Here is a 20302-nt window from a genome sequence, read left to right as displayed (position 1 = left end):
GTGCGGGGCATGAGCGATCGCGCGGTGCTGCACGTGAAGGGTCGGGTGCTCGTCGGACCGGAGGAGGTCCGGGACGAGGTGTGGGTGATCGACGGCCGGATCTCCTACGACCGGCCCGCCGGCGCGGCCGACGTCCGCACCGTCGAGGGGTGGGCGCTGCCCGGCCTGGTCGACGCGCACTGCCACGTCGGCCTCGACCAGCACGGGGCCGTCCCCGCGGACGTCGCCGAGAAGCAGGCGCTGACCGACCGCGAGGCGGGCACGCTGCTCGTCCGGGACGCGGGCTCGCCCTCCGACACCCGCTGGATCGACGACCGCGAGGACCTGCCGAAGATCATCCGGGCCGGCCGGCACATCGCCCGCACCCGCCGCTACATCCGCAACTACGCCTGGGAGGTCGAGCCCGAGGACCTCGTCGCGTACGTCGCCCAGGAGGCCCGGCGCGGCGACGGCTGGGTGAAGCTGGTCGGCGACTGGATCGACCGCGACCTCGGCGACCTGTCGGCCTGCTGGCCGCGCGGCGCCGTCGAGGCGGCCATCGCGGAGGCCCACCGCCTGGGCGCCCGCGTCACCGCGCACTGCTTCGCCGAGGACTCCCTGCGCGACCTGGTCGAGGCCGGCATCGACTGCGTCGAGCACGCCACGGGGCTGACCGACGACACGATCCCCCTGTTCGCCGAGCGCGGGGTCGCCATCGTGCCCACCCTGGTCAACATCGCCACCTTCCCCGCGCTGGCCGACGGCGGCGAGGCCCGTTATCCGCGCTGGTCGGCCCACATGCGCCGGCTCCACGAACGCCGCTACGACACCGTACGCAACGCCTACGACGCCGGAATCCCGGTCTTCGTCGGCACCGACGCCGGCGGCGCCCTGGCCCACGGGCTGGCCGGGGCCGAGGTCGCGGAACTGGTCACCGCCGGCATCCCGCCCGTCGAGGCCCTCGCGGCGACGACCTGGGCCGCGCGGCGCTGGCTGGGGCGCCCCGGGCTGGAGGAGGGCGCACCGGCGGATCTGGTGGTGTACGAGCAGGACCCGCGCGCGGACGTGCGCGTGCTCACCGCTCCGCGCCGGGTGGTGCTGCGCGGGCGGGTCGTCGGGTAGCCGACGCGGGTGACGCGGGCGAACACCCGTGCAGGGCGATGCGAAGAAGATTCGAATAGCTTCGCCAAAACCCCACGAAGGGGTGAAGTGCCCCCGGTTCACTGACGGTTGGGTGAGCCCCGGGACATTCTGTCCGGGTCCCAAGCACGTCGCTCATGCGTGCCCCGCACGCATGTCTCACTGGGGGTCCCACCACCTTGAACGGCAACACCTTCCGCATGCCCGCACGCCGTCTCGCCACCGTCGCGGCGGCCACGGCCCTGGCCGCCGGTCCCGCGGCCCTGGCCGGCGCGGGCACCGCCCACGCGACCGGTGACCACGGCCGCGCGAGCGCCACCGTGCTGCGCACCGGGCTCGACGTCTCCCTGCTCAACAAGACCGTGAACGTCCCGCTCGCGGTCACCCTCAACGAGGTGCAGGCACCCGCGAGCGCCGAGAAGACCGCGCTCACCGCCCGGCTCGACGGCGTCGACGGCGGAAAGCCCTTCAGCGTCCTGCGCGCCGACGTCGCCGAGGCGAAGGCGACGGCCACCGCCGACAAGAGCGAGGGCACCACGACGCTGGCCCGCGCCCGGCTCCACGTCCCCGGCCTGCCGCTGCTGTCGGTGATCGAGGTCCAGGAGGTCACGTCGACGGCGACCTGCGCGGCCGGGAAGCAGCCGGTCGCCGACGCCCACGTGCTGGGCCCGGTGACCGTCCTGGGCAAGAAGGTCACGCTCACCACCGGCGGGACGACGGACGTCAAGGTGCCCGGCGTCGGGGAGGTGCGGCTCGACCTGTCGAAGACCGAGACCACCTCCCGCACGGCCGCCGCCACCGCGCTCGAACTCAAGGTCTCCGTCAATCCCGGGAACCTGAACGTCGCCGAGGTCGACGGCACCGTCACCCTGGCGAAGGCGACCTGCGAGTCCCCGGCCGCCCCGGCGCACGAGGCCGAGCAGCCCCCGGCGAAGGCCGACGAGCCCCCGGCCGGGCAGAAGGCCGAGCCCGCCGCCGAACCGGCGGCCGACGTCAAGGCCCAGGGCACCCGCACCGAGGCCGAGGCCGACCTCGCCGAGACGGGCGGCAGCTCGTCGACCCCGTACGTCGCGGCCGGCGCCGCGGCCCTGGTCCTGGCGGGCGGCGGAGCCCTGGTCCTGTCCCGACGCAAGCGCGGCTGACCCCCGCTCCGCCTCGGCCCCCTCACCCGGCACCCGACGGCACCCGTCCCCGGGTGCGGGCGGGCCCTCCCCACGGCGCCACCGACCTCGCGCTCCGGGCGGGGGAGACCGGCGGTGGGGAGCAGGGAGGCTACGGGCCGGGCGAGCGGTCCGCGCTTCGCGAGCGCCCGGGGGGCGTGGGGCTCGCTCCGGGGGCGGGGCGCACGAGGACGGGTCGGGGGGGTGCTGCCGGGGTGCTGGGCGGGGGCGCCGGCGGTGTGCGGTCCGTCCTGGGCGAGCGCGTCGGCGTCGGGGCGGGTGGCGTGGGCCTTCGCCCGCCGGATGGGCGTCGGGGCGCGTGAGGGCCGCCCGGCCCGGCTCTCACGCCCCGACCCGGAGACCGGCGGTGAGGGCTCGGGGGCGCGGGCCGGGGTGCGGGCGGGTCGGGCGCCGGTCTCGGGGTGGGCGCGGGAGGCCGGGGCCGGGGCGACCGGGTCCGGCTTCGCGCGGTTCAGGTCGGCACGGCCCGTCGCAGGGCTCGCAGGAAGCGCTCCGTCGTCGCCCGGTCCCGTACCGCCAGGCGCAGCCACTCCTCGCCCAGCCCCGGGAACGTGTCGCCGCGCCGCACCGCGTACCCCAGGCCGCGCAACCGGTGCCGTACGGCGGCGCCGTCGGGGACGCGGAGCAGCACGAAGGGGCCCTCGGCCGGGGCGACGACCCGCAGTCCGGCCGCGGCGAACTCCGCGAGCCCGGCGACCAGACAGTCCCGGTCGGCGGCGATCCGGTGGGCGGCGTGGGCGGCCTCCGCCAGCGCCCGCGGCGCCACGCACGCCTCGGCCGCCGCCAGCGCGGGCGAGGACACCGGCCACAGGGGCTGGGCACGCTCCAGCGCGCCCACCGTCTCCGGGTCCGCCAGGACGTACCCGATGCGCAGCCCCGCCAGCCCCCACGTCTTGGTGAGGCTGCGCAGGACCACCAGGCCGGGTACGTCCGTCCGCCCGGCCAGGGCCTCCCGCTCGCCCGGCACCGCGTCCATGAACGCCTCGTCCACGACCAGCGTCCGCCCCGGCCGGGCCAGCGACGCCAGCACGTCCGCCGGGTGCAGCACCGACGTGGGGTTCGTCGGGTTGCCGACCACCACCAGGTCGGCGTCCTCCGGCACGGCCCCGGCGTCGAGGCGAAAGCCGTCCGCCGCCCGCAGCAGCACCCGGCCGACCGTGTGCCCCGCGTCCCGCAGCGCCGCCTCCGGCTCGGTGAACTGGGGGTGCACCACGACCGGCCGGCTCACCTTCAGCGCCCGCGCCAGCAGCACGAACGCCTCCGCCGCGCCCGCCGTCAGCAGCACCCGCTCCACCGGCAGCCCGTGCCGCGCCGCCACCGCGGCCCGCGCGGCCCGCCCGTCCGGGTAGGCGGCGAGCGAACCGAGCGAGGCGGCGACGTGCTCACGCAGCCAGACCGGGGGAGTGTCCGCGCGGACGTTCACCGCGAGGTCCACCAGCGCCGCACCGCCGTCGCGCACCTCGGCGTCCCCGTGGTGGCGCAGGTCCGGGCCGCCGGGCCCGCTCGTCCCGGACTCAGTGTGCGTGGGAGTGTGCGTGTCCATGCCCGTGATGGTGCCCGTGGTGGTGATCGCCGTCGTCGTCGGGGTGGAAGTGCGGCTGCTGCGGCAGCCCCACCTTGTCCTCGAACCCCGGCAGCGCGATCCGGTAGACGCAGCTGTCGCAGTTCATCCGCAGGTCGCCCTTGACGGCCTCCTCGTACCGCTCCCACACCAGGTCGAGCAGTTCCGGCTCGGGTCCGACGACGTCCGCCGACCGCACCTGCGTCTCCGGATGCGCGGCGGCCCACTCCTCGGTCTGGTGGCGGACCCGGTCCGGGAGGATGCCGGTGAACAGGAAGTACGGCAGCACGACGACCCGCCGCGCCCCCAGCCGCGCACACCGCTCCAGGCCGCCCGGCACGTCCGGCTCCGCCAGCGACACGAAGGCCGTCTCCACCGCCGCGTACCCGCGTCCCTCCCACAGCAGCCGCGCCGCCTTGAACACCTCGGCGTTGGCATCCGGGTCCGTCGACCCGCGCCCGACCAGCAGCACGGTCACCTCGGCGGGGTCCCAGGACGGGTCGACCGCCTCCGCCAGGCGCCGCTCCAGCACCCGCAGCAGCGCGGGGTGCGGGCCCAGCGGGCGCCCGTACGTGTAGGAGATGCCGGGGTGGCGCTCCTTCTCCCGGGACAGGGCCGCCGGTATGTCGCCCTTGGCGTGCCCGGCGGACACCAGCATCAGCGGCACGGCGGCGAACCGGCGCACACCGCGCTCCACCAGCTCCGCGACCGCGTCGCCCAGGGGCGGCGGGGACAGCTCGATGAAGCCGCCCGCGACGGGCAGTTCGGGATGGCGTCGGCCCAGTTCGCGCACGAAGTCGCGGAACGCCTCGGCTCCGGCCTCGTCCCGGGTGCCGTGTCCGGCGATGAGCAGGGCGGGCGGGGTCGTCACAGGTTCTCCTCGGGTTTCTCGGATGCGGACGTCCCGGACCCGGAGGTCCGGGAAGCAGGGGCGGGGGAGCGGCGGGTCGCCGGGTCCTCCTGCCAGCGGTAGCCGCGCGGCGTCACCATGCGCCCGGCGATCTCCCGGGTCGCGGTGTTGCCCACCGTCACGACGGTCATCATGTCGACGGTCGCCGGGTCCAGAGCGGCGAGCGTGGACAGGCGGCTCGACTCGTCGGCGCGCGACGCGTTGCGCACGACACCCACCGGAGTCGACGGCTCCCGGTGCTCGGCGAGGATCGCCAGCGCCTTGGGCAACTGCCAGTCGCGGCCCCGGCTGCGGGGGTTGTAGAACGTCACGACCAGGTCCGCCTCCGCCGCCGCCCGCACCCGCCGTTCGATGACCTCCCACGGCGTGTGCAGGTCGGACAGGCTGACCGACACGTGGTCGTGGCCCAGCGGCGCGCCCAGGATCGCCCCGGCCGCCAGCGCCGCCGTCACGCCCGGCACCCCGACCACGTCGATGTCGTCGGACGCCTCGGCGAGCGCGGGCGAGGCCATCGCGTACACCCCGGCGTCCCCGCTGCCGATCAGCGCGACGGCGTGCCCGCGCCGCGCCTCCTCGACTGCGGTCCGGGCCCGCTCCTCCTCCGCGCCGAGCCCCGACTCCAGCACCCGGGTGCCGGGCCGCAGCAGGTCGCGGATCTGGTCGACGTACTGGTCGAGCCCGACCAGCACCGACGCCCGCCGCAGCTCCGCCCGCGCCCGCGGCGTCACCAGGTCCCGGGCACCGGGCCCCAGTCCGACCACCGCGAGCCGCCCGCGTCCCGGCCGCCGTACGACCGCGCAGGTCGCCGTCGCGGGCACCGCCGCCGACTTCCGCTTGGGCACGAGGAGTTCGCCCCCACGCACCAGCGCCGCCGCCTCCGCGACCGACGGCGTGCCCACCGCCGCCAGCGGCGCGTCGGAGGGGTTGGGCACCTCGACGCCCGCCAGCACCTCGGCCGGGTACGTCACCAGGGGCACCCCCAGCCGCTCGGCCGCCCCGACGATCCCGGGCTCCCCGGCCTTGGCGTCCACGGTGGCCAGCTCGGCGACCGACGCGGCCGACAGCCCCGCCTCGCGCAGGGCGTCCTCCACCACCCCGAGCACCTCCTCCACCGGCGCGCCCCGGGAGGCGCCGACGCCGACGGCCAGGGACGGCGGCCGCAGGACGGCCTCGCCCTCGGCCGGGGCCACCGCACGGTCCGTCACCCGGATTCCGTAGGCCCCCTCGGCCGCCACCGGCAGCGGCGGCAGCGGCCAGGCCACCTCCGCGCGCAGCGCCACCGGCTCACCGTCCAGCAGGGCCCGCGACACCCCGGCGACGTCGCCCTCGACGGGCAGCCCGAGCGTGTCCAGACCGGCCAGACCGACCGCGTCGGTCGCCGTCGTCACCACCGGCTCCGCGCCCAGCACCTCGCCGACCGCGCGGGCCAGTTCGTTGGCGCCGCCCCCGTGCCCGCCGACCAGCGACACCGCGAACCGGCCGCCCTCGTCGACGCACACCACACCCGGGTCGGTCCGCTTGTCGTCCAGCAGCGGCGCCACGAGCCGCACCACGGCACCCGTGGCCAGGAAGCACACCAGCCGGTCGCACTCGGCGAACGCGGTCCGTACGGCGTCCGCGACGGGACCCCCGTACACGCGCGTGCGCTCCGGCCACGCCGCGGCCAGCCGGTCCCGCGCCGCCGCTCCCGCCGCCGTGGCGGAGATGAGGCCGATCAAGGGGCAACTCCTTCGGTACGGCTGTGCGGCCTCGCGCCCCACAGCAGGAAGACGGGATTGGTGGCCGCCAGCCGGGTCACGTCCCCCGGCAGCGGCGCGAGCCGCGCGGACTGCAGCAGCACCCCGTCGCACTCCAGCCCGGCACCGAGCAGCGCCTCGCGCGCCGCCGGCACCCGGTCCAGCGCGGCCACGGCCACGACCACGACGCGCCGGGCCCGCCGCGCGCACGCGGCGACGATCCCGGGCAGCTCGCGCCCGCCGCCGCCCACGAACACGGCGTCGGGATCCTCGTCCAGCCCGGACAGCACCGCGGGCGCCGCCCCGTGCACCACCCGCACGTCGACACCGTGCGCGGCGGCGTTGGCGCGGACCCGCTCGACCCCGTCCGGGGCCTTCTCGACGGCGGTGACGGCGGCACCCAGCCGCGCGCACTCCACGGCCACCGACCCGGAACCCGCGCCGACGTCCCACACCAGGTCGCCGGGCCGGGGACCGAGCCGCGCCAGCGCGAGCGCGCGCACCTCGAACTTGGTGATCATCGAGTCCCGGTGGGTGAACTCCGCCTCGTCCAGCGCCCACCCGGCGGGCCCCGGCCGCGGCCCGGCGACCGAGCGCACCGGTCCCAGCGTCCGCGCCTCGTCCAGGCACAGCACCACGCTCACCGCCCCGCCCCAGTCGCGCGCGGCGGCCTCGGCCGGCGTCACCCGCTCCACCCGCTCCTCGGCCGAGCCCAGCGCCGAGGCGACGAAGAACACCCGCCCGTCCGGCGCCAGGGCGGCCCCCAGCTCCGCCGGACCCGCCCCGGGGCCCGTCAGCACGGCGACCTTCGGGTGCGCCCGGCACAGGTGCACCGCCGTCCTCAGGTCCCGCCCGTGCGCGCTCGCCACCACGGCGTCGTCCCACGGCAGCCCGACCCGCGCGAAGGCCGCCGCGACCGAGGACACCCCCGGCCGCACGTCCAGCCGCTCGGACCCGAACCGCTCGGCCAGCGCCCGCACGATCCCGAAGAACCCCGGATCACCGGAGGCCAGCACGGTCACCGGCCGCTCCTCGGCGACGTACTCCGCGACCGTGTCCAGGGCGGGCGCCAACGCCCCCAGGACCACCGTCCTCGCTCCCTCCGGCAGCCGTACCGCGTCCAGGTGCCGCCGCCCGCCGACGACCAGCTCCGCACCGGCGGCGACCTCCCCCGTCGGTGCCGCACCGGGGGAAGCCCCCATCCCGACCACGGTGATCACGTGCTCGCACCCCGCGCCCGCAACTCCCGGCGCGCCTCCGGGTCCGCCCTGCGATAACCGTGGAAGTGCCCCGGGTGGTACAGGTGCGAACGAGTGCCGTGCGCGTCGAGGGCCGGGCCGACCAGGAAGAGCGTGTGCTTCCAGAGCCTGTGTTCCTTGACCGTCTCCTCCAGCGTCCCGATCGTGCACCGCACGACCAGCTCCTCCGGCCAGGTGGCCTGGTGGGCGACGACGACCGGCGTCTCGGTCGGATAGCCGCCCTCCAGCAGCTCCCGCACCAACTGCCCGCTGCGGGCCGCCGACAGGAAGACCGCCATGGTCGTCCCGTGCTTCGCGAACTCCCGGACCTCCTCGCCCGGCGGCATCGGCGTCTTGCCCCCGCCGAGCCGCGTGAGGATCACCGACTGCGCGACCTCCGGGATCGTCAGCTCCCGCTGCGCGAGCGCGGCGACCGCCGAGAAGGCGGAGACACCGGGCACCACCTCGGTCGCCACGCCGATCTCCGCACACCGGTCCAGCTGCTCCTGCGTGCCGCCCCACAGCGCCGGGTCCCCGGAGTGGACGCGGGCCACCCGCAGCCCCTCCTCCCGGGCCCGCCGGTACACGGCGACCACGTCCTCCAGCGACATCGTCGCCGAGTCCAGCACCTCGGCGTCCTCCCGCGCGTGCTGCAACACGTCCGCGTGGACGAGGCTGGCCGCCCAGATCACCACGTCCGCCTCGGCGATGGCACGCGCCGCACGGAACGTCAGCAGGTCGGCGGCGCCGGGACCGGCACCGACGAAGGTCACCCTGGCCTCGGAATCCATCGTGTTCGGTCCTCTCCTGTGCATCCTGTGCATCCTGTGCGTCCTGCGCATATTTACTGCGGTTGCTGCTGTCGTACGCGCGTGAACGCGGTGTGATCGGATACCAAGGGCCCATGGCGGTCTTCGTCGCGCTCGGCGCGTTCCTGATGACGCTGGCCGGCGGCTGGACGGCACAGCGCGTGACCGACCGGCGCCACCTGGTCCTGGGCCTGGCCGGCGGCCTCATGCTGGGCGTGGTCGGCCTCGACCTGCTGCCGGAGGCCCTGGAAGCGGCGGGCGACGAGGTGTTCGGTGTTCCGGCCGCCCTGCTGCTCTTCGTCGCCGGATTCCTGCTCGCGCACCTCGTGGAACGCCTGCTGGCGGCCCGCCGCGCCGCACACGGCGGCGACGAGCACGGGCACCGCTCGCCCGAGGTGGGCCTGACGGCCGCCGCCGCGATGGTCGGCCACAGCGCGATGGACGGCGTGGCGATCGGTGCGGCCTTCCAGGTCGGCGGCGGCATGGGGGCGGCGGTCGCGATGGCCGTGATCGCCCACGACTTCGCGGACGGCTTTAACACCTACACACTGACCAGCCTCTACGGCAACGCCCGCCGCCGCGCCATCGCCATGCTCGTCGCCGACGCCCTCGCCCCGGTCCTCGGCGCGTCCTCCACCCTGCTCTTCACGATCCCGGAGCAGGCGCTCGGCGCCTACCTCGGCCTCTTCGGCGGCGTACTCCTGTACCTCGCCGCGGCGGAGATCCTCCCCGAGGCCCACCACGAGCACCCCGCCCGCTCGACGCTGCTGTGCACGGTCGCGGGCGCCGCGTTCATCTGGCTGGTGGTGGGCCTGGCCGCCGACTGAGCGGCACGCGCCACGGACGCTCACAGCTTCCCGCCCCGCCCGCTCCCGCGCCGGGCGGGCGCGATCAGCGTCGACAGATACGGCAACGGCGCCCCGTCCAGCTCACCGGCCGGCCGCACGGACTCCTCCGGCAGCCCCAGCGCCGACCCCCACACCGCGTCCTCCAGCCGCCCGCTCTCGCGCAGCGCCTCGGCCACCTCGGCCGCCTGCCGGCCGAACTTGTAGGCGACCACCGTGCCCGGCCCGTGCAGCGCCTCCTTGAGCACGGCCGACCCCGCCGTCACCGGCACCAGCGTCAACGGCTCGGTGCCCTCGGTCAGCACCGCACCCGACCGCGCCGCGAGGTCCTGCATGGCGGTGATCCCCGGCACGGTCTCCACCACGGTCCCCGGCACCAGCGCGCCGACCGTCTGCGCGAGATAGGTGAAGGTCGAGTACACGTTGGGATCACCGATGGTCGCGAAGGCGACGGCCGTGTGCTCCCGCAGCAGCCCGGCCACCCGCTCCCCGGCCGCGTCCCAGGCCGCCTCGCGCCGCGCCCGGTCGGTGCGCTCGTTCAGCGCGAACACCACCCGTACGACCTTCTCGGCGCCCACGTAGTGCAGCACGGTCGCCTCGGCCCGCCCGCGCTCCCCGCCGTCCCTTCCATCGGGTGCGGCCATCACGGGCACGACCACGACCTCGGCGTCCCGCAGCGCGTTGACGCCCTTCACGGTCACCAGCTCGGGGTCCCCGGGCCCGACCCCCACACCGATCAGCCTGCTGCTCATGACGTCCGGCACCTCTCCACGAACCGACGGGCGACACCGGGCTCGGCCGCCCAGTGCGTGTGCAGATAGCTCGCGTGCACACCGCGCTCCACGAAACCCTCGACGCGCCGCTCCGGCGCCCGCATCCCCCACGCCGGCGCCGCCCCGGCCCCCGGCTCCACGACCGTCCGGTGGAACTCGTGCCCCCGCATCCGCGTTCCCGCCCCGGCCAGCGCACTGTCGGACACGGCCACCGCGTCCCGGTAGCCCAGCGTCAGCCGCTCCGACATCCGCGCGGAGGCGTCCAGCACCCCGCACATCGGCAGCCCGTCCAGGTCCCGGCACAGATACAGCAGCCCCGCGCACTCGGCGGCGACGGGAGCCCCGGCGAGGGCCAGTTCGGCGACGGACTTCCGCAGCCCTTCGTTGGCGGACAGCTCCGAGGCGTACACCTCGGGGAAGCCGCCCCCGATCACCAGCCCGGCGGTCCCCGCGGGCAGCTCCTCGTCCCGCAGCGGATCGAACGTGACGACCTCGGCCCCGGCGGCGGCGAGCAGTTCGGTGTGCTCGGCGTAGGAGAAGGTGAAGGCGGCCCCGCCGGCGACGGCGACGCGGGGGCCCGGGGGCGCGGCCCCCGGGGACGGGACGGGAAGGGGCGGCGGGGGCGAGGAAACCAAGGCCTCACCCGCGTCCCAAGCCGTACAGCCCCACGTCCCCGCACCCCGGGCCAGTGCGACCAGCGCCTCCAGATCGCACCCGTCGGCCACCTGCGCGGCCATGGCCGCGACGGCGTCCACCGCCTGCGCGTGCCGCTCGGCAACCGGCACCAGCCCCAGATGCCGCGACGGCACGTCGACCCGCGCCGCGCGCCGCAACACCCCCAGCACCGGCACCCCGACGGAGTCCACCGCCTCCCGCAGCAACGCCTCGTGCCGGTCCGACGCCACCTTGTTCAGGATCACGCCCCCGATCCGCACCTCCGGATCCCAGGACACGAACCCGTGCACCAGCGCCGCCACCGACCGCGACTGCGACGACGCGTCCACGACCAGCACCACCGGCGCCCGCAGCAGCTTCGCGACCTGCGCGGTGGACGCCAGCTCGCCCTCGCCGGCGGCCCCGTCGTACAGCCCCATCACGCCCTCGACCACGGCGATGTCGCACCCGCGCGCCCCGTGCAGGAACAACGGCCCGACCAGCTCGGGCCCGCACAGGTAGGCGTCGAGGTTGCGCCCCGCCCGCCCCGTGGCGAGCGCGTGGTAGCCGGGGTCGATGTAGTCCGGCCCGACCTTGTGCGGGGACACGGCGAGGCCCCGCGCGCAGAGCGCGGCCATCAGCCCGGTGGCGACGGTGGTCTTGCCGCTGCCGGACGAGGGCGCGGCGACGACCAGCCGGGGAACGGCGGAGCCGGAGCCGGAGGAGGTCACCACTCGATGCCCCTCTGCCCCTTCTGTCCCGCGTCCATCGGATGCTTGACCTTGGACATGTCGGTGACGAGATCGGCGCACTCCACCAGCGCGGCGGGCGCGTTCCGCCCCGTGATCACGACGTGCTGGGTCCCCGGCCGCTCCCGCAGCACGGACACCACCTCGTCGGTGTCGACCCACCCCCAGTGCATCGGATAGGCGAACTCGTCCAGCACGTACAGCTTGTACGTCTCGGCGGCCAGGTCCCGCTTGACCTGCTCCCAGCCCTCCCGGGCCTTCTCCTCGTTGTCCATCTGCGCGTCGCGCTGGACCCAGGACCAGCCCTCGCCCATCTTGTGCCAGTCGACGGACCCGCCCTCGCCGCTGGCGCCCAGCACCCGCAGGGCGTTCTCCTCGCCGACCTTCCACTTCGCCGACTTGACGAACTGGAACACCCCGATCGGCCACCCCTGGTTCCAGGCCCGCAGCGCGAGCCCGAAGGCGGCGGTCGACTTGCCCTTCCCGATGCCGGTGTGCACGACGACCAACGGACGGTGACGGCGCTGACGGGTGGTCAGTCCGTCGTCCGGCACGACACTCGGCTTCCCCTGCGGCACTACGCGGCCCTCCTGCTGCCCTGAACGTCCTTCACCAGCCCGGCGATCGAGTCCGCCCGCAACTCGTCCAGCGTCACCGCCGTACCGCCCAGCTCACCCGCGATCCGCCCGGCGAGCCCGAGCCGCACGGGCCCCGACTCGCAGTCCACGACGACGGAGGCGACCTCGTCGGCGGCGAACAGCCGCGCGGCCCGCGAGGCCAGAGCCACCGGCTCCGGACCACCGGTGGCCCGCCCGTCCGTCACCACCACGACCAGCGCCCGCCGTGCCGGATCCCGCAGCCGCTCCACGCGCAGCACCTCGTGCGCCCTGAGCAGCCCGGCGGCCAGCGGCGTACGCCCCCCGGTGGGCAGCGACTCCAGCCGTACCGCCGCCGCGTCCACCGACGAGGTCGGCGGCAGCGCGACCTCCGCGGCCGAACCCCGGAACGTCACCAGCCCCACCTTGTCCCGCCGCTGGTACGCGTCCAGCAGCAGCGACAGCACGGCACCCTTGACGGCACCCATCCGCTGCCGCGCGGCCATCGACCCGGAGGCGTCGACGACGAACAGCACGAGGTTGCCCTCACGCCCCTCACGGGTCGCCTGCCGCAGATCGTCCCGCCGCACCACGAGCCCCGGCCCGCTGCGGCCCCGCGCCCGCTGGTGCGGAGCCGCGGCCCGCACGGTCGCCGCGAGGTGCAGCTTGGTCAGCGCCCCCTCGGGACGCCGAGCCCCGGTGGTCCGCCCGTGCTCGGTCCGCGCCCGGGACCGCCGCCCGGCGGCACCGTCGCCCAGCCCGGGCACGCTGAGCACCTTGGTCCTGAACGGCTCGGCGGCACGGGCGGGAGACTGCTCACCGGCACCGCCGGACGGCTGAGGCTCCCCGCCCTCACCGGCCTCCGGGCGCGCGGCGGCGTCCCCGTCACCCCTCGGCGCGTCGTCGGGCTCGGGCTGCCCGCCGGGACCGCCGCCGGGCCCCGGACCGGGATCGTCGTCCCCGCCGTCGTCCCCGTCCGGCCCGCCGAACTCCTCCAGCGTCTCGTCCAGCTTGTCCTCGTCCAGCCCCGGCGCGTCGAACGGATTGCGCCGCCGCCGGTGCGGGAGCGCCAGCAGCGCCGCCTGCCGTACGTCCTCGGCGAGTACGTCCGTCCGCCCGGCCCACGCCGCCAACGCCGTCGCCGTGCGCGCCATCACGATGTCGGCCCGCATGCCGTCCACCTCGAAGGCCGCGCAGGTCGCCGCGATCTGCCGCAGCGCCCCGTCGCCCAGCCGCACCGACGGCAGCAGCTCGCGCGCCGCCACGATCCGCGCCCGTACGGCGGCCTCCTCGTCGGCCCAGCGCGCGGCGAAACCGGCCGGGTCGTCGTCGTACGCCAGCCGGCGCCGTACGACCTCGACGCGCTGGTCGGGCTCGCGCGAGGCGGCGACCTCGACGGTGAGGCCGAAGCGGTCCAGCAACTGCGGCCGCAGCTCGCCCTCTTCGGGGTTCATGGTCCCGACGAGCAGGAACCGTGCGGCATGCCGCACGGAGACGCCCTCGCGCTCGACGTAAGACGCGCCCATGGCGGCGGCGTCCAGCAACAGGTCCACGAGGTGGTCGTGGAGCAGGTTGACCTCGTCGACGTACAGGATCCCGCGGTGAGCGTCGGCCAGCAGGCCCGGTTCGAAGGCCTTCACGCCCTCCGCCAGCGCCCGCTCGATGTCCAGGGCACCCACCAGCCGGTCCTCGGAGGCGCCGACCGGCAGCTCGACCATCCGCGCGGGCCGCGCCCCGGACGCCCCGGCCTCGTGCGGGCCGTCCGGGCAGGCGGGGTCGGGGGAGGCGGGGTCGCAGGAGAAACGGCATCCGGAGACGACGTCCACCTCCGGCACGAGCGCCGACAGCGCGCGGACCGCCGTGGACTTCGCGGTGCCCTTCTCACCGCGCACCAGCACACCGCCGACGGCGGGTGACACCGCGTTCAGCAGCAACGCCAGCCGCAGGTCGTCCTGGCCCACGACGGCCGTGAACGGGAACGGGGTACTCACTTGTCGTCGCCCTCCAAGTCGCCTTCGAGCTCCAGATAGGTGGCGCGCAGCCGCTCCAGCGTCTCCGCGTCCGGTTCGGCCCACAGGCCGCGGTCGGCCGCCTCCAGCAGCCGTTCCGTGATGCCGCGCAGCGCCCACGGGTTGGACTTCTTCATGAAGTCCCGGTTCTCCGGGGCGAAGACGTACTCGGCGCTGAGCCGCTCGTACATCCAGTCGTCCACGACCCCGGCCGTGGCGTCGTACCCGAAGAGGTAGTCCACGGTCGCCGCCATCTCGAAGGCACCCTTGTAGCCGTGTCGCCGCATGGCCGCCATCCACCGCGGATTGACCACCCGCGCCCGGAACACCCGGTGCGTCTCCTCGCCCAGCGTCCGCGTCCTCACCTGGTCCGGGGTGGCGGAGTCACCCACGTACGCCTCGGGGGAGTCCCCCGTCAGGTGCCGCACCATCGCGACCATGCCGCCGTGGTACTGGAAGTAGTCGTCGGCGTCCACGAGGTCGTGCTCACGCGTGTCCACGTTCTTCGCCGCCACCGCGATCCGCCGGAACGCCGTCTCCATGTCCCCGCGCGCCGGCCGCCCGTCGAGCCCACGCCCGTAGGCGTAGCCGCCCCACACCGCGTACACCTCGGCGAGGTCCGCGTCGCTGCGCCAGTTCCGGGCGTCGATCAGCGGCAGCAGACCCGCGCCGTAGGCGCCCGGCTTGGAGCCGAAGATGCGCGAGGTCGCCCGGCGCCGGTCGCCGTGCCCGGCGGTGTCCTCGTCGGCGTGCGCGCGGACGAAGTTCTGCGAGGCGGGCTCGTCCAGCTCCGCCACCGCCCGCACCGCGTCGTCGATCAGCCCCACCACGTGCGGGAACGCGTCCCGGAAGAACCCCGAGATGCGCACCGTGACGTCGACGCGCGGCCGGCCCAGCTCCGCGAGCGGGACCACCTCGAAGCCCGTCACCCGCCGCGACGCGTCGTCCCACACCGGGCGGCAGCCCAGCAGCGCCAGGATCTCCGCGATGTCGTCGCCCTGGGTGCGCATCGCGGACGTGCCCCACACCGTGAGGCCGACCGACTTCGGGTACGCGCCGGTGTCGCTCAGGTACCGCTGGATCAGCGAGTCCGCCAGCGACTGCCCGACCTCCCAGCTCAGCCGGGACGGGATCGCCTTCGGGTCGACGGAGTAGAAGTTCCGGCCGGTCGGCAGGACGTTGACCAGGCCGCGGGTCGGGGAGCCGGACGGTCCGGCCGGGACGTAACCGCCGTCCAGGGCCCGCAGGATGTGCCCGATCTCGTCCGTGGTCCGGGCGAGCCGCGGCACGACCTCCGTGCAGGCGAACTCCAGCACCGCCACGGCGTCGGGGAGTTCGGTGCCGAGGACGTCGCGCACCAGCCCCGGTACGGCCGCCGTGTCCCACGCCCGCAGCTCCATGCCCTCGGCGACGCGCCGGCACAACTGCTCCAGCAGGTCGACCGCGTCCGCCGCCGACCGCGCCGGGCCGTCCACCAGGTCCGTCAGCTCGACCGGCACCTTCACGGGCGCGCCGGGTTCGGCCAGCAGATCCTTCTCCACCAGCCCGAAGTGCTCGGCCAGGGTCGCCCGCAGGCCCGGCAGCGCGTTCGCCCGCCCGCCCCACACCTGGGAGGCGCGCAGCACCGCCAGCACCAGGTTGACGCGCGGCTCGCCGACCGGGCCGCCGCCCAGGACGTGCAGGCCGTCGCGGATCTGCACGTCCTTGATCTCGCACAGGTAGCCGTCGATGTGCATGACGAACTCGTCGAAGTCGTCGTCGTCCGGCTGGTCGTCCACGTGCAGGTCGTGGTGGAGCTCGGCCGCCTTGACCAGCGTCCAGATCTGCGCGCGGACCGCGGGCGCCTTCGTCGGGTCGAGGTCGGAGACGAGTGCGTACTCGTCGAGGAGCTGCTCGAGCTTGGCCAGGTCGCCGTAGGTGTCCGCGCGCGCCATCGGCGGCACGAGGTGGTCGACGACCGTGGCGTGGCCGCGCCGCTTGGCCTGGGTACCCTCACCGGGGTCGTTGACGATGAAGGGGTAGATCAGCGGCAGGTCGCCGAGCACGGCGTCCGGTGCGCAGCCGGCGCTCAGGCCGAGGCCCTTGCCGGGCAGCCACTCCATCGTGCCGTGCTTGCCCATGTGGACGATCGCGTCGGCGCCGAACGTGTGCTCCAGCCAGCGGTAGGCGGCCATGTAGTGGTGCGACGGCGGCATGTCCGGGTCGTGGTAGATCGCGATCGGGTTCTCCCCGAAGCCGCGCGGCGGCTGGATCATCACCACGACGTTCCCGAACCGGACCGACGCCAGCACGATGTCGTCGCCGTCCACGTACAGGGAACCCGGGGGCTCGCCCCACGCCTCGCGCATGCCGTCCCGCAGTTGCGGGTCCAGCCTCTCGAACCACGCCCGGTAGTCGGCCAGCGGCACCCGCGCGGGCGCCGCGGCGAGCTGGTCCTCCGTCAGCCACTCGACGTCGTGACCGCCCGCCTCGATGAGCCGGTGGATCAGCTCGTCGCCCTCGGCGGGGTACCCGGTGACCCCGTACCCCGCGTCCCTGAGCGCGTCCAGCACCCGCACCGCCGAGGCGGGGGTGTCCAGGCCGACCGCGTTGCCGACGCGGGAGTGCTTGGTCGGGTACGCCGTGAAGACCAGCGCGAGCTTCTTGTCGGCGTTCGGCTTGTGCCGGAGCACCGCGTGCCGGACGGCGATTCCGGCGACCCGGCCGGCCCGCTCGGGGTCGGCGACGTAGACCGGGACGTCGTCCGGCCCCTGCTCCTTGAAGGAGAACGGCACCGTCACCAGACGTCCGTCGAACTCCGGGATGGCCACCTGCATCGCCGCGTCCATCGGGGACAGCGCGGCGTCGGAGGCCTCCCAGGCGGCCCGGGAGGAGGTGAGGCAGAGCCCCTGCAGCACCGGGACGTCCAGGTCGGCCAGCGCCCCGACGTCCCAGGCCTCCTCGTCGCCGCCGGCCGACGCCTGCGAGGCGTGCGTGCCGCCGGCCGCGAGGACCGTGGCGACCAGGGCGTCGGCCCGGCCCAGCAGCTCGTACAGCCCGGGGTCCGCGCCGCGCAGCGAACCGCAGTACACCGGCAGGGCGTTGGCGCCGCGCGCCTCGATCGCGTCGCACAGCGTGTCGACGAAGGCGGTGTTGCCGCTGAGCTGGTGGGCGCGGTAGAAGAGCACGCCGACCGTCGGGCGGCCCGCCACGAGGTCCCGGGAGCCGTGCACGCCGTACTCCGGCATCTTCCGCGGCTCGTCGAAGCCCTCGCCGGTCAGCAGCACCGTGTCCGACAGGAACCGGGCGAGCTGGGTGAGGTTGTCCGGGCCGCCCTCGACCAGGTAGCGCAGCGCCTCGGCCACCACGCCGGCCGGGACCGACGACTCCGCCATCAGCTCCGCGTCCGGCACGCTCTCGCCGCCCAGCAGGACGGTCGGGATGCCGGCGGCCTTCAGCGCGGCGAGCCCGTCCTCCCAGGCGCGCCTGCCGCCGAGCAGGCGCACGACGGCGAGGTCCGCGCCCTCGACCAGGCCCGGCAGTTCCTCGCGGACGTCGACCCGGGTCGGGTTGCCGATCCGGTAGGCGGCGTCCGACGCGCGGGCCGCCAGCAGGTCCGTGTCGGCGGTCGACAACAACAGCACAGTGCTCATGCGGGCGCTCCCGGTGGAATGAAGGGCAGTCCTTGCGGCGCGCCGGACTCGATGAGCCGCCACAGCGCGTCGGTGTCCGCGTGGTGTTCGATCAGGTCGCCGAGCCGGTCGAGCTGCTCCTCGCGCAGCGCGGCGAACGAGGTGTCGGGGGCGGGCACGAAGCGGCGGCCCGCGGCGGCGGCCACCTCGCGCAGGAACGCCCGCCGGAAGCCGTCCGACTCCAGCGAGCCGTGCCAGTGCGTGCCCCAGGTCCGGCCGGCCCGGCAGCCGTCCAAGAAGGGTTCCCCGCCGGTCACTTCGGCCACCCCGTGGTGGATCTCGTACCCCTCGACGCGCTCGCCGAGGGCCTCGCCCACCGGCCGGGTGAGGGTCTTCTCGCGGGCGAAGCGCACCCGCACGGGCAGCACTCCGAGCCCGTCCACGTGCCCGGCGCGCGACTCGACCTCGTCCTCGATGTGCTCTCCGAGGAGCTGGAAGCCGCCGCAGATCCCGAGCACCGGCCGCCGCTCGGCGGCCCTGCGGGCGATCGCGTCCGCGAGCCCCCGCTCCCGCAGCCACTGCAGGGCCCGCACCGTCCCGCGCGTGCCCGGCACGATCACCAGGTCGGCGTCGGCCAGCTCCTCCGGCCGGTCCACGAACCGGACCACGACGCCCGGCTCGGCGGCCAGCGCGTCCACGTCCGTGAAGTTGGACATCAGCGGCACCGCGCACACCGCGATCCGCAGCACGTCCTCGCCGAGGGGCGGGGCGACGGCCGACTCCCGCACGCTCCCGCGCAGCGAGACGCGCAGCCCGTCCTCCTCGTCGATGCCGAGCCCGTGCCGGTACGGCAGCACGCCGTAGGCCCGCCGCCCGGTGAGGCCGCGCAGCATCTCCAGTCCCGGCTCCAGCAGCGAGACGTCGCCGCGGAACTTGTTGACGAGGAACCCGGCGACCAGCGCCTGGTCCTCGGGCGCCAGCAGCGCCACCGTGCCGAAGAAGGAGGCGAAGACGCCGCCGCGGTCGATGTCGCCGACGACCAGGACGGGCAGTCCGGCGCCCCGGGCGATCCCCATGTTGACGATGTCGGTGCGGCGCAGGTTGATCTCGGCCGGGCTGCCCGCCCCCTCGCAGATCACCGCGTCGTAGGAGGCGCGGAGTTCGGCGAGCGAGTCGAGCACCGTGCCGAGCAGCCGCTCCTGGCGGCCGCCGTGGTAGCCGCGGGCACTCATCTCGCCGACCGGCCGGCCCAGCAGCACGACCTGGCTGCTGCGCTCCCCGCCGGGCTTGAGCAGCACGGGGTTCATGTGCGCGGTCGGCTCCACCCGGCAGGCCTGGGCCTGCATGGCCTGGGCCCGCCCGATCTCGGCGCCGTCGCGGGTCACGAAGGAGTTGAGCGACATGTTCTGCGCCTTGAACGGCGCGACCTTGACGCCCTGGCGCACCAGCCAGCGGCAGATCCCGGCGGTGACGACGCTCTTGCCGGCGTCGGAGGTGGTACCGGCGACGAGCAGGCCACCGTTCATGACGTACGTCCCTTCGTGACGATGCCGTGCGCGAGCAGCCGTGCGCCCGCGCACACGCCCAGCGCCAGCCAGCCCACGCGCCGGGAGAGGCGCACCGCCCGGCCGATGTCGCCGGAACCGGCCCGCACGGCGCGTCCCGCCGCCCCGTTGAGCACGGGCCGGTGTTCCACCCGCCCGCCGTAGGAGAGCGTCCCGCCGAGCCGTACGCCGAGGGCGCCCGCGAACGAGGCCTCCACCGGTCCCGCGTTGGGGCTCGGATGCCGTGCGGCGTCCGCGCGCCAGGCCCGTACGGCGCCGCGCGGATCGCCGCCCGCGACCGTGGTCAGTACGGCGGTCAGGCGGGCGCCGGGCCAGCCCGCGAGGTCGTCGAGGCGGGCCGAGGCCCAGCCGTAGCGGCGGTACCTGGGGGACTTGTGGCCGACCATCGCGTCCAGCGTGTTGACCGCGCGGAAGCCCAGCAGTCCGGGCACTCCGGCCACCGCGCCCCACACCAGGGCCCCCACGACCGCGTCCGAGGTGTTCTCGGCGACGGACTCCACGACCGCCCGGGCGATCCCGTCGGCGTCCAGGGCCTGCGGGTCCCGCCCGCACAGGTGCGGCAGCCGCGCCCGGGCCGCCTCGACGTCCCCGGCGTCCAGGGCCCGGCCGACGGCCCCGGCCTCGCGGGCGAGTGAGGTGCCGCCGACCACCGTCCAGGTGGCCGCCGCGGTCAGGGCGACGGAGGCGGCGGGGGAGCGGCGCACGGCACGGGAGGCGGCCAGCCCGAGGGCGGCGGCGCCCCCGGCGCACACGGCGGTGTGCAGGGCGCCCCGGCCCCGGTGGTCCCGCCACAGCACCTGTTCCACGGCGCTCGCGGCACGGCCGAACACGGCGACCGGGTGTCCGCGGCGGGGGTCGCCGAGGAGGAGGTCGCCGAGGAGGCCGGCGGCGGCGCCGTACGCGAAGACGCGTCCGGCTCGCACGGGCTCAGCCGGTCACACGGGCA

15 protein-coding genes are annotated in these 20302 nt (G+C 75.6%); 3 read left to right on the top strand and 12 right to left on the bottom strand.

What is annotated here, in order from left to right; genetic code table 11:
* Nucleotides 1-9: 9 nt before the first annotated feature.
* Together Sdi02f_RS30230 and Sdi02f_RS30225 are read left to right on the top strand one after the other, a co-directional pair.
* Complete coding sequence (locus Sdi02f_RS30230; protein ID WP_030403837.1) at nt 10-1101, top strand: amidohydrolase family protein; 1092 nt, start codon at nt 10-12, stop codon at nt 1099-1101.
* A 197-nt stretch (nt 1102-1298) separates the two neighbouring features.
* Entirely contained in the window at nt 1299-2261 is a 963-nt protein-coding gene (locus tag Sdi02f_RS30225) for an SCO1860 family LAETG-anchored protein (protein WP_053638637.1), read from the top strand.
* A 490-nt stretch (nt 2262-2751) separates the two neighbouring features.
* Here Sdi02f_RS30225 and cobC read toward each other — a convergent pair whose 3' ends face one another.
* From cobC to cobM, 5 genes are read right to left on the bottom strand one after another with little or no spacing between them, the layout of a single operon-like run.
* Nucleotides 2752-3843: an Rv2231c family histidinol phosphate aminotransferase CobC gene (cobC, locus tag Sdi02f_RS30220; protein WP_030404438.1), complete on the bottom strand. Its 1092-nt coding sequence runs from the start codon at nt 3841-3843 to the stop codon at nt 2752-2754.
* Complete coding sequence (locus Sdi02f_RS30215; protein ID WP_030404439.1) at nt 3815-4732, bottom strand: sirohydrochlorin chelatase; 918 nt, start codon at nt 4730-4732, stop codon at nt 3815-3817. The genes cobC and Sdi02f_RS30215 overlap by 29 nt, the downstream gene beginning before the upstream one ends.
* Nucleotides 4729-6489 (bottom strand): precorrin-3B C(17)-methyltransferase, encoded by a 1761-nt coding sequence (gene cobJ, locus Sdi02f_RS30210; protein ID WP_234353268.1) that lies wholly within the window; start codon nt 6487-6489, stop codon nt 4729-4731. Before cobJ ends, Sdi02f_RS30215 begins: the two co-directional genes overlap by 4 nt.
* Nucleotides 6486-7727 carry a precorrin-6y C5,15-methyltransferase (decarboxylating) subunit CbiE gene (gene cbiE / locus Sdi02f_RS30205; RefSeq protein ID WP_167458277.1) on the bottom strand — a complete coding sequence of 414 codons (1242 nt, stop codon included), beginning with the start codon at nt 7725-7727 and terminating at the stop codon, nt 6486-6488. The genes cobJ and cbiE overlap by 4 nt, the downstream gene beginning before the upstream one ends.
* The gene (cobM, locus tag Sdi02f_RS30200; protein WP_053638639.1) at nt 7724-8536 is read right to left on the bottom strand and encodes a precorrin-4 C(11)-methyltransferase; all 813 of its coding nucleotides are present in this window, start codon (nt 8534-8536) and stop codon (nt 7724-7726) included. Before cobM ends, cbiE begins: the two co-directional genes overlap by 4 nt.
* A 113-nt stretch (nt 8537-8649) precedes the next feature.
* On the opposite strand from cobM, the gene Sdi02f_RS30195 reads away from it, so the two are divergent.
* Nucleotides 8650-9381: a ZIP family metal transporter gene (locus tag Sdi02f_RS30195; protein WP_030404443.1), complete on the top strand. Its 732-nt coding sequence runs from the start codon at nt 8650-8652 to the stop codon at nt 9379-9381.
* 20 nt (nt 9382-9401) lie between these two features.
* On the opposite strand, the gene cobI is transcribed toward Sdi02f_RS30195, so the two are convergent.
* Genes cobI through Sdi02f_RS30160 form a run of 7 tightly spaced genes read right to left on the bottom strand, consistent with a single transcriptional unit; the run spans nt 9402 to nt 20279 of the window.
* Entirely contained in the window at nt 9402-10151 is a 750-nt protein-coding gene (gene cobI / locus Sdi02f_RS30190; RefSeq protein ID WP_030404444.1) for a precorrin-2 C(20)-methyltransferase, read from the bottom strand.
* Nucleotides 10148-11557, bottom strand: a complete 1410-nt coding sequence (locus Sdi02f_RS30185; RefSeq protein ID WP_031186142.1) for a cobyrinic acid a,c-diamide synthase CobB — start codon at nt 11555-11557, stop codon at nt 10148-10150. The genes cobI and Sdi02f_RS30185 overlap by 4 nt, the downstream gene beginning before the upstream one ends.
* On the bottom strand, nt 11554-12153 hold the full coding sequence (cobO, locus tag Sdi02f_RS30180) for a cob(I)yrinic acid a,c-diamide adenosyltransferase (RefSeq protein WP_030404446.1): 600 nt from the start codon (nt 12151-12153) through the stop codon (nt 11554-11556). The genes Sdi02f_RS30185 and cobO overlap by 4 nt, the downstream gene beginning before the upstream one ends.
* Entirely contained in the window at nt 12153-14162 is a 2010-nt protein-coding gene (locus Sdi02f_RS30175) for a putative cobaltochelatase (RefSeq protein ID WP_030404447.1), read from the bottom strand. Before Sdi02f_RS30175 ends, cobO begins: the two co-directional genes overlap by 1 nt.
* Nucleotides 14159-17812: a cobaltochelatase subunit CobN gene (cobN, locus tag Sdi02f_RS30170; protein WP_108934368.1), complete on the bottom strand. Its 3654-nt coding sequence runs from the start codon at nt 17810-17812 to the stop codon at nt 14159-14161. The genes Sdi02f_RS30175 and cobN overlap by 4 nt, the downstream gene beginning before the upstream one ends.
* The gene (locus tag Sdi02f_RS30165) at nt 17809-19317 is read right to left on the bottom strand and encodes a cobyric acid synthase (protein ID WP_108934367.1); all 1509 of its coding nucleotides are present in this window, start codon (nt 19315-19317) and stop codon (nt 17809-17811) included. The genes cobN and Sdi02f_RS30165 overlap by 4 nt, the downstream gene beginning before the upstream one ends.
* Nucleotides 19314-20279: a cobalamin biosynthesis protein gene (locus Sdi02f_RS30160; RefSeq protein ID WP_030404450.1), complete on the bottom strand. Its 966-nt coding sequence runs from the start codon at nt 20277-20279 to the stop codon at nt 19314-19316. The genes Sdi02f_RS30165 and Sdi02f_RS30160 overlap by 4 nt, the downstream gene beginning before the upstream one ends.
* Nucleotides 20280-20302 lie beyond the last annotated feature (23 nt).

This window comes from Streptomyces ardesiacus (genome assembly GCF_003112575.1).
GTDB lineage: Bacteria > Actinomycetota > Actinomycetes > Streptomycetales > Streptomycetaceae > Streptomyces > Streptomyces ardesiacus.
Note: the sequence above shows the minus strand (reverse complement) of the source record. Positions and strands in the feature narration are given on the sequence as shown.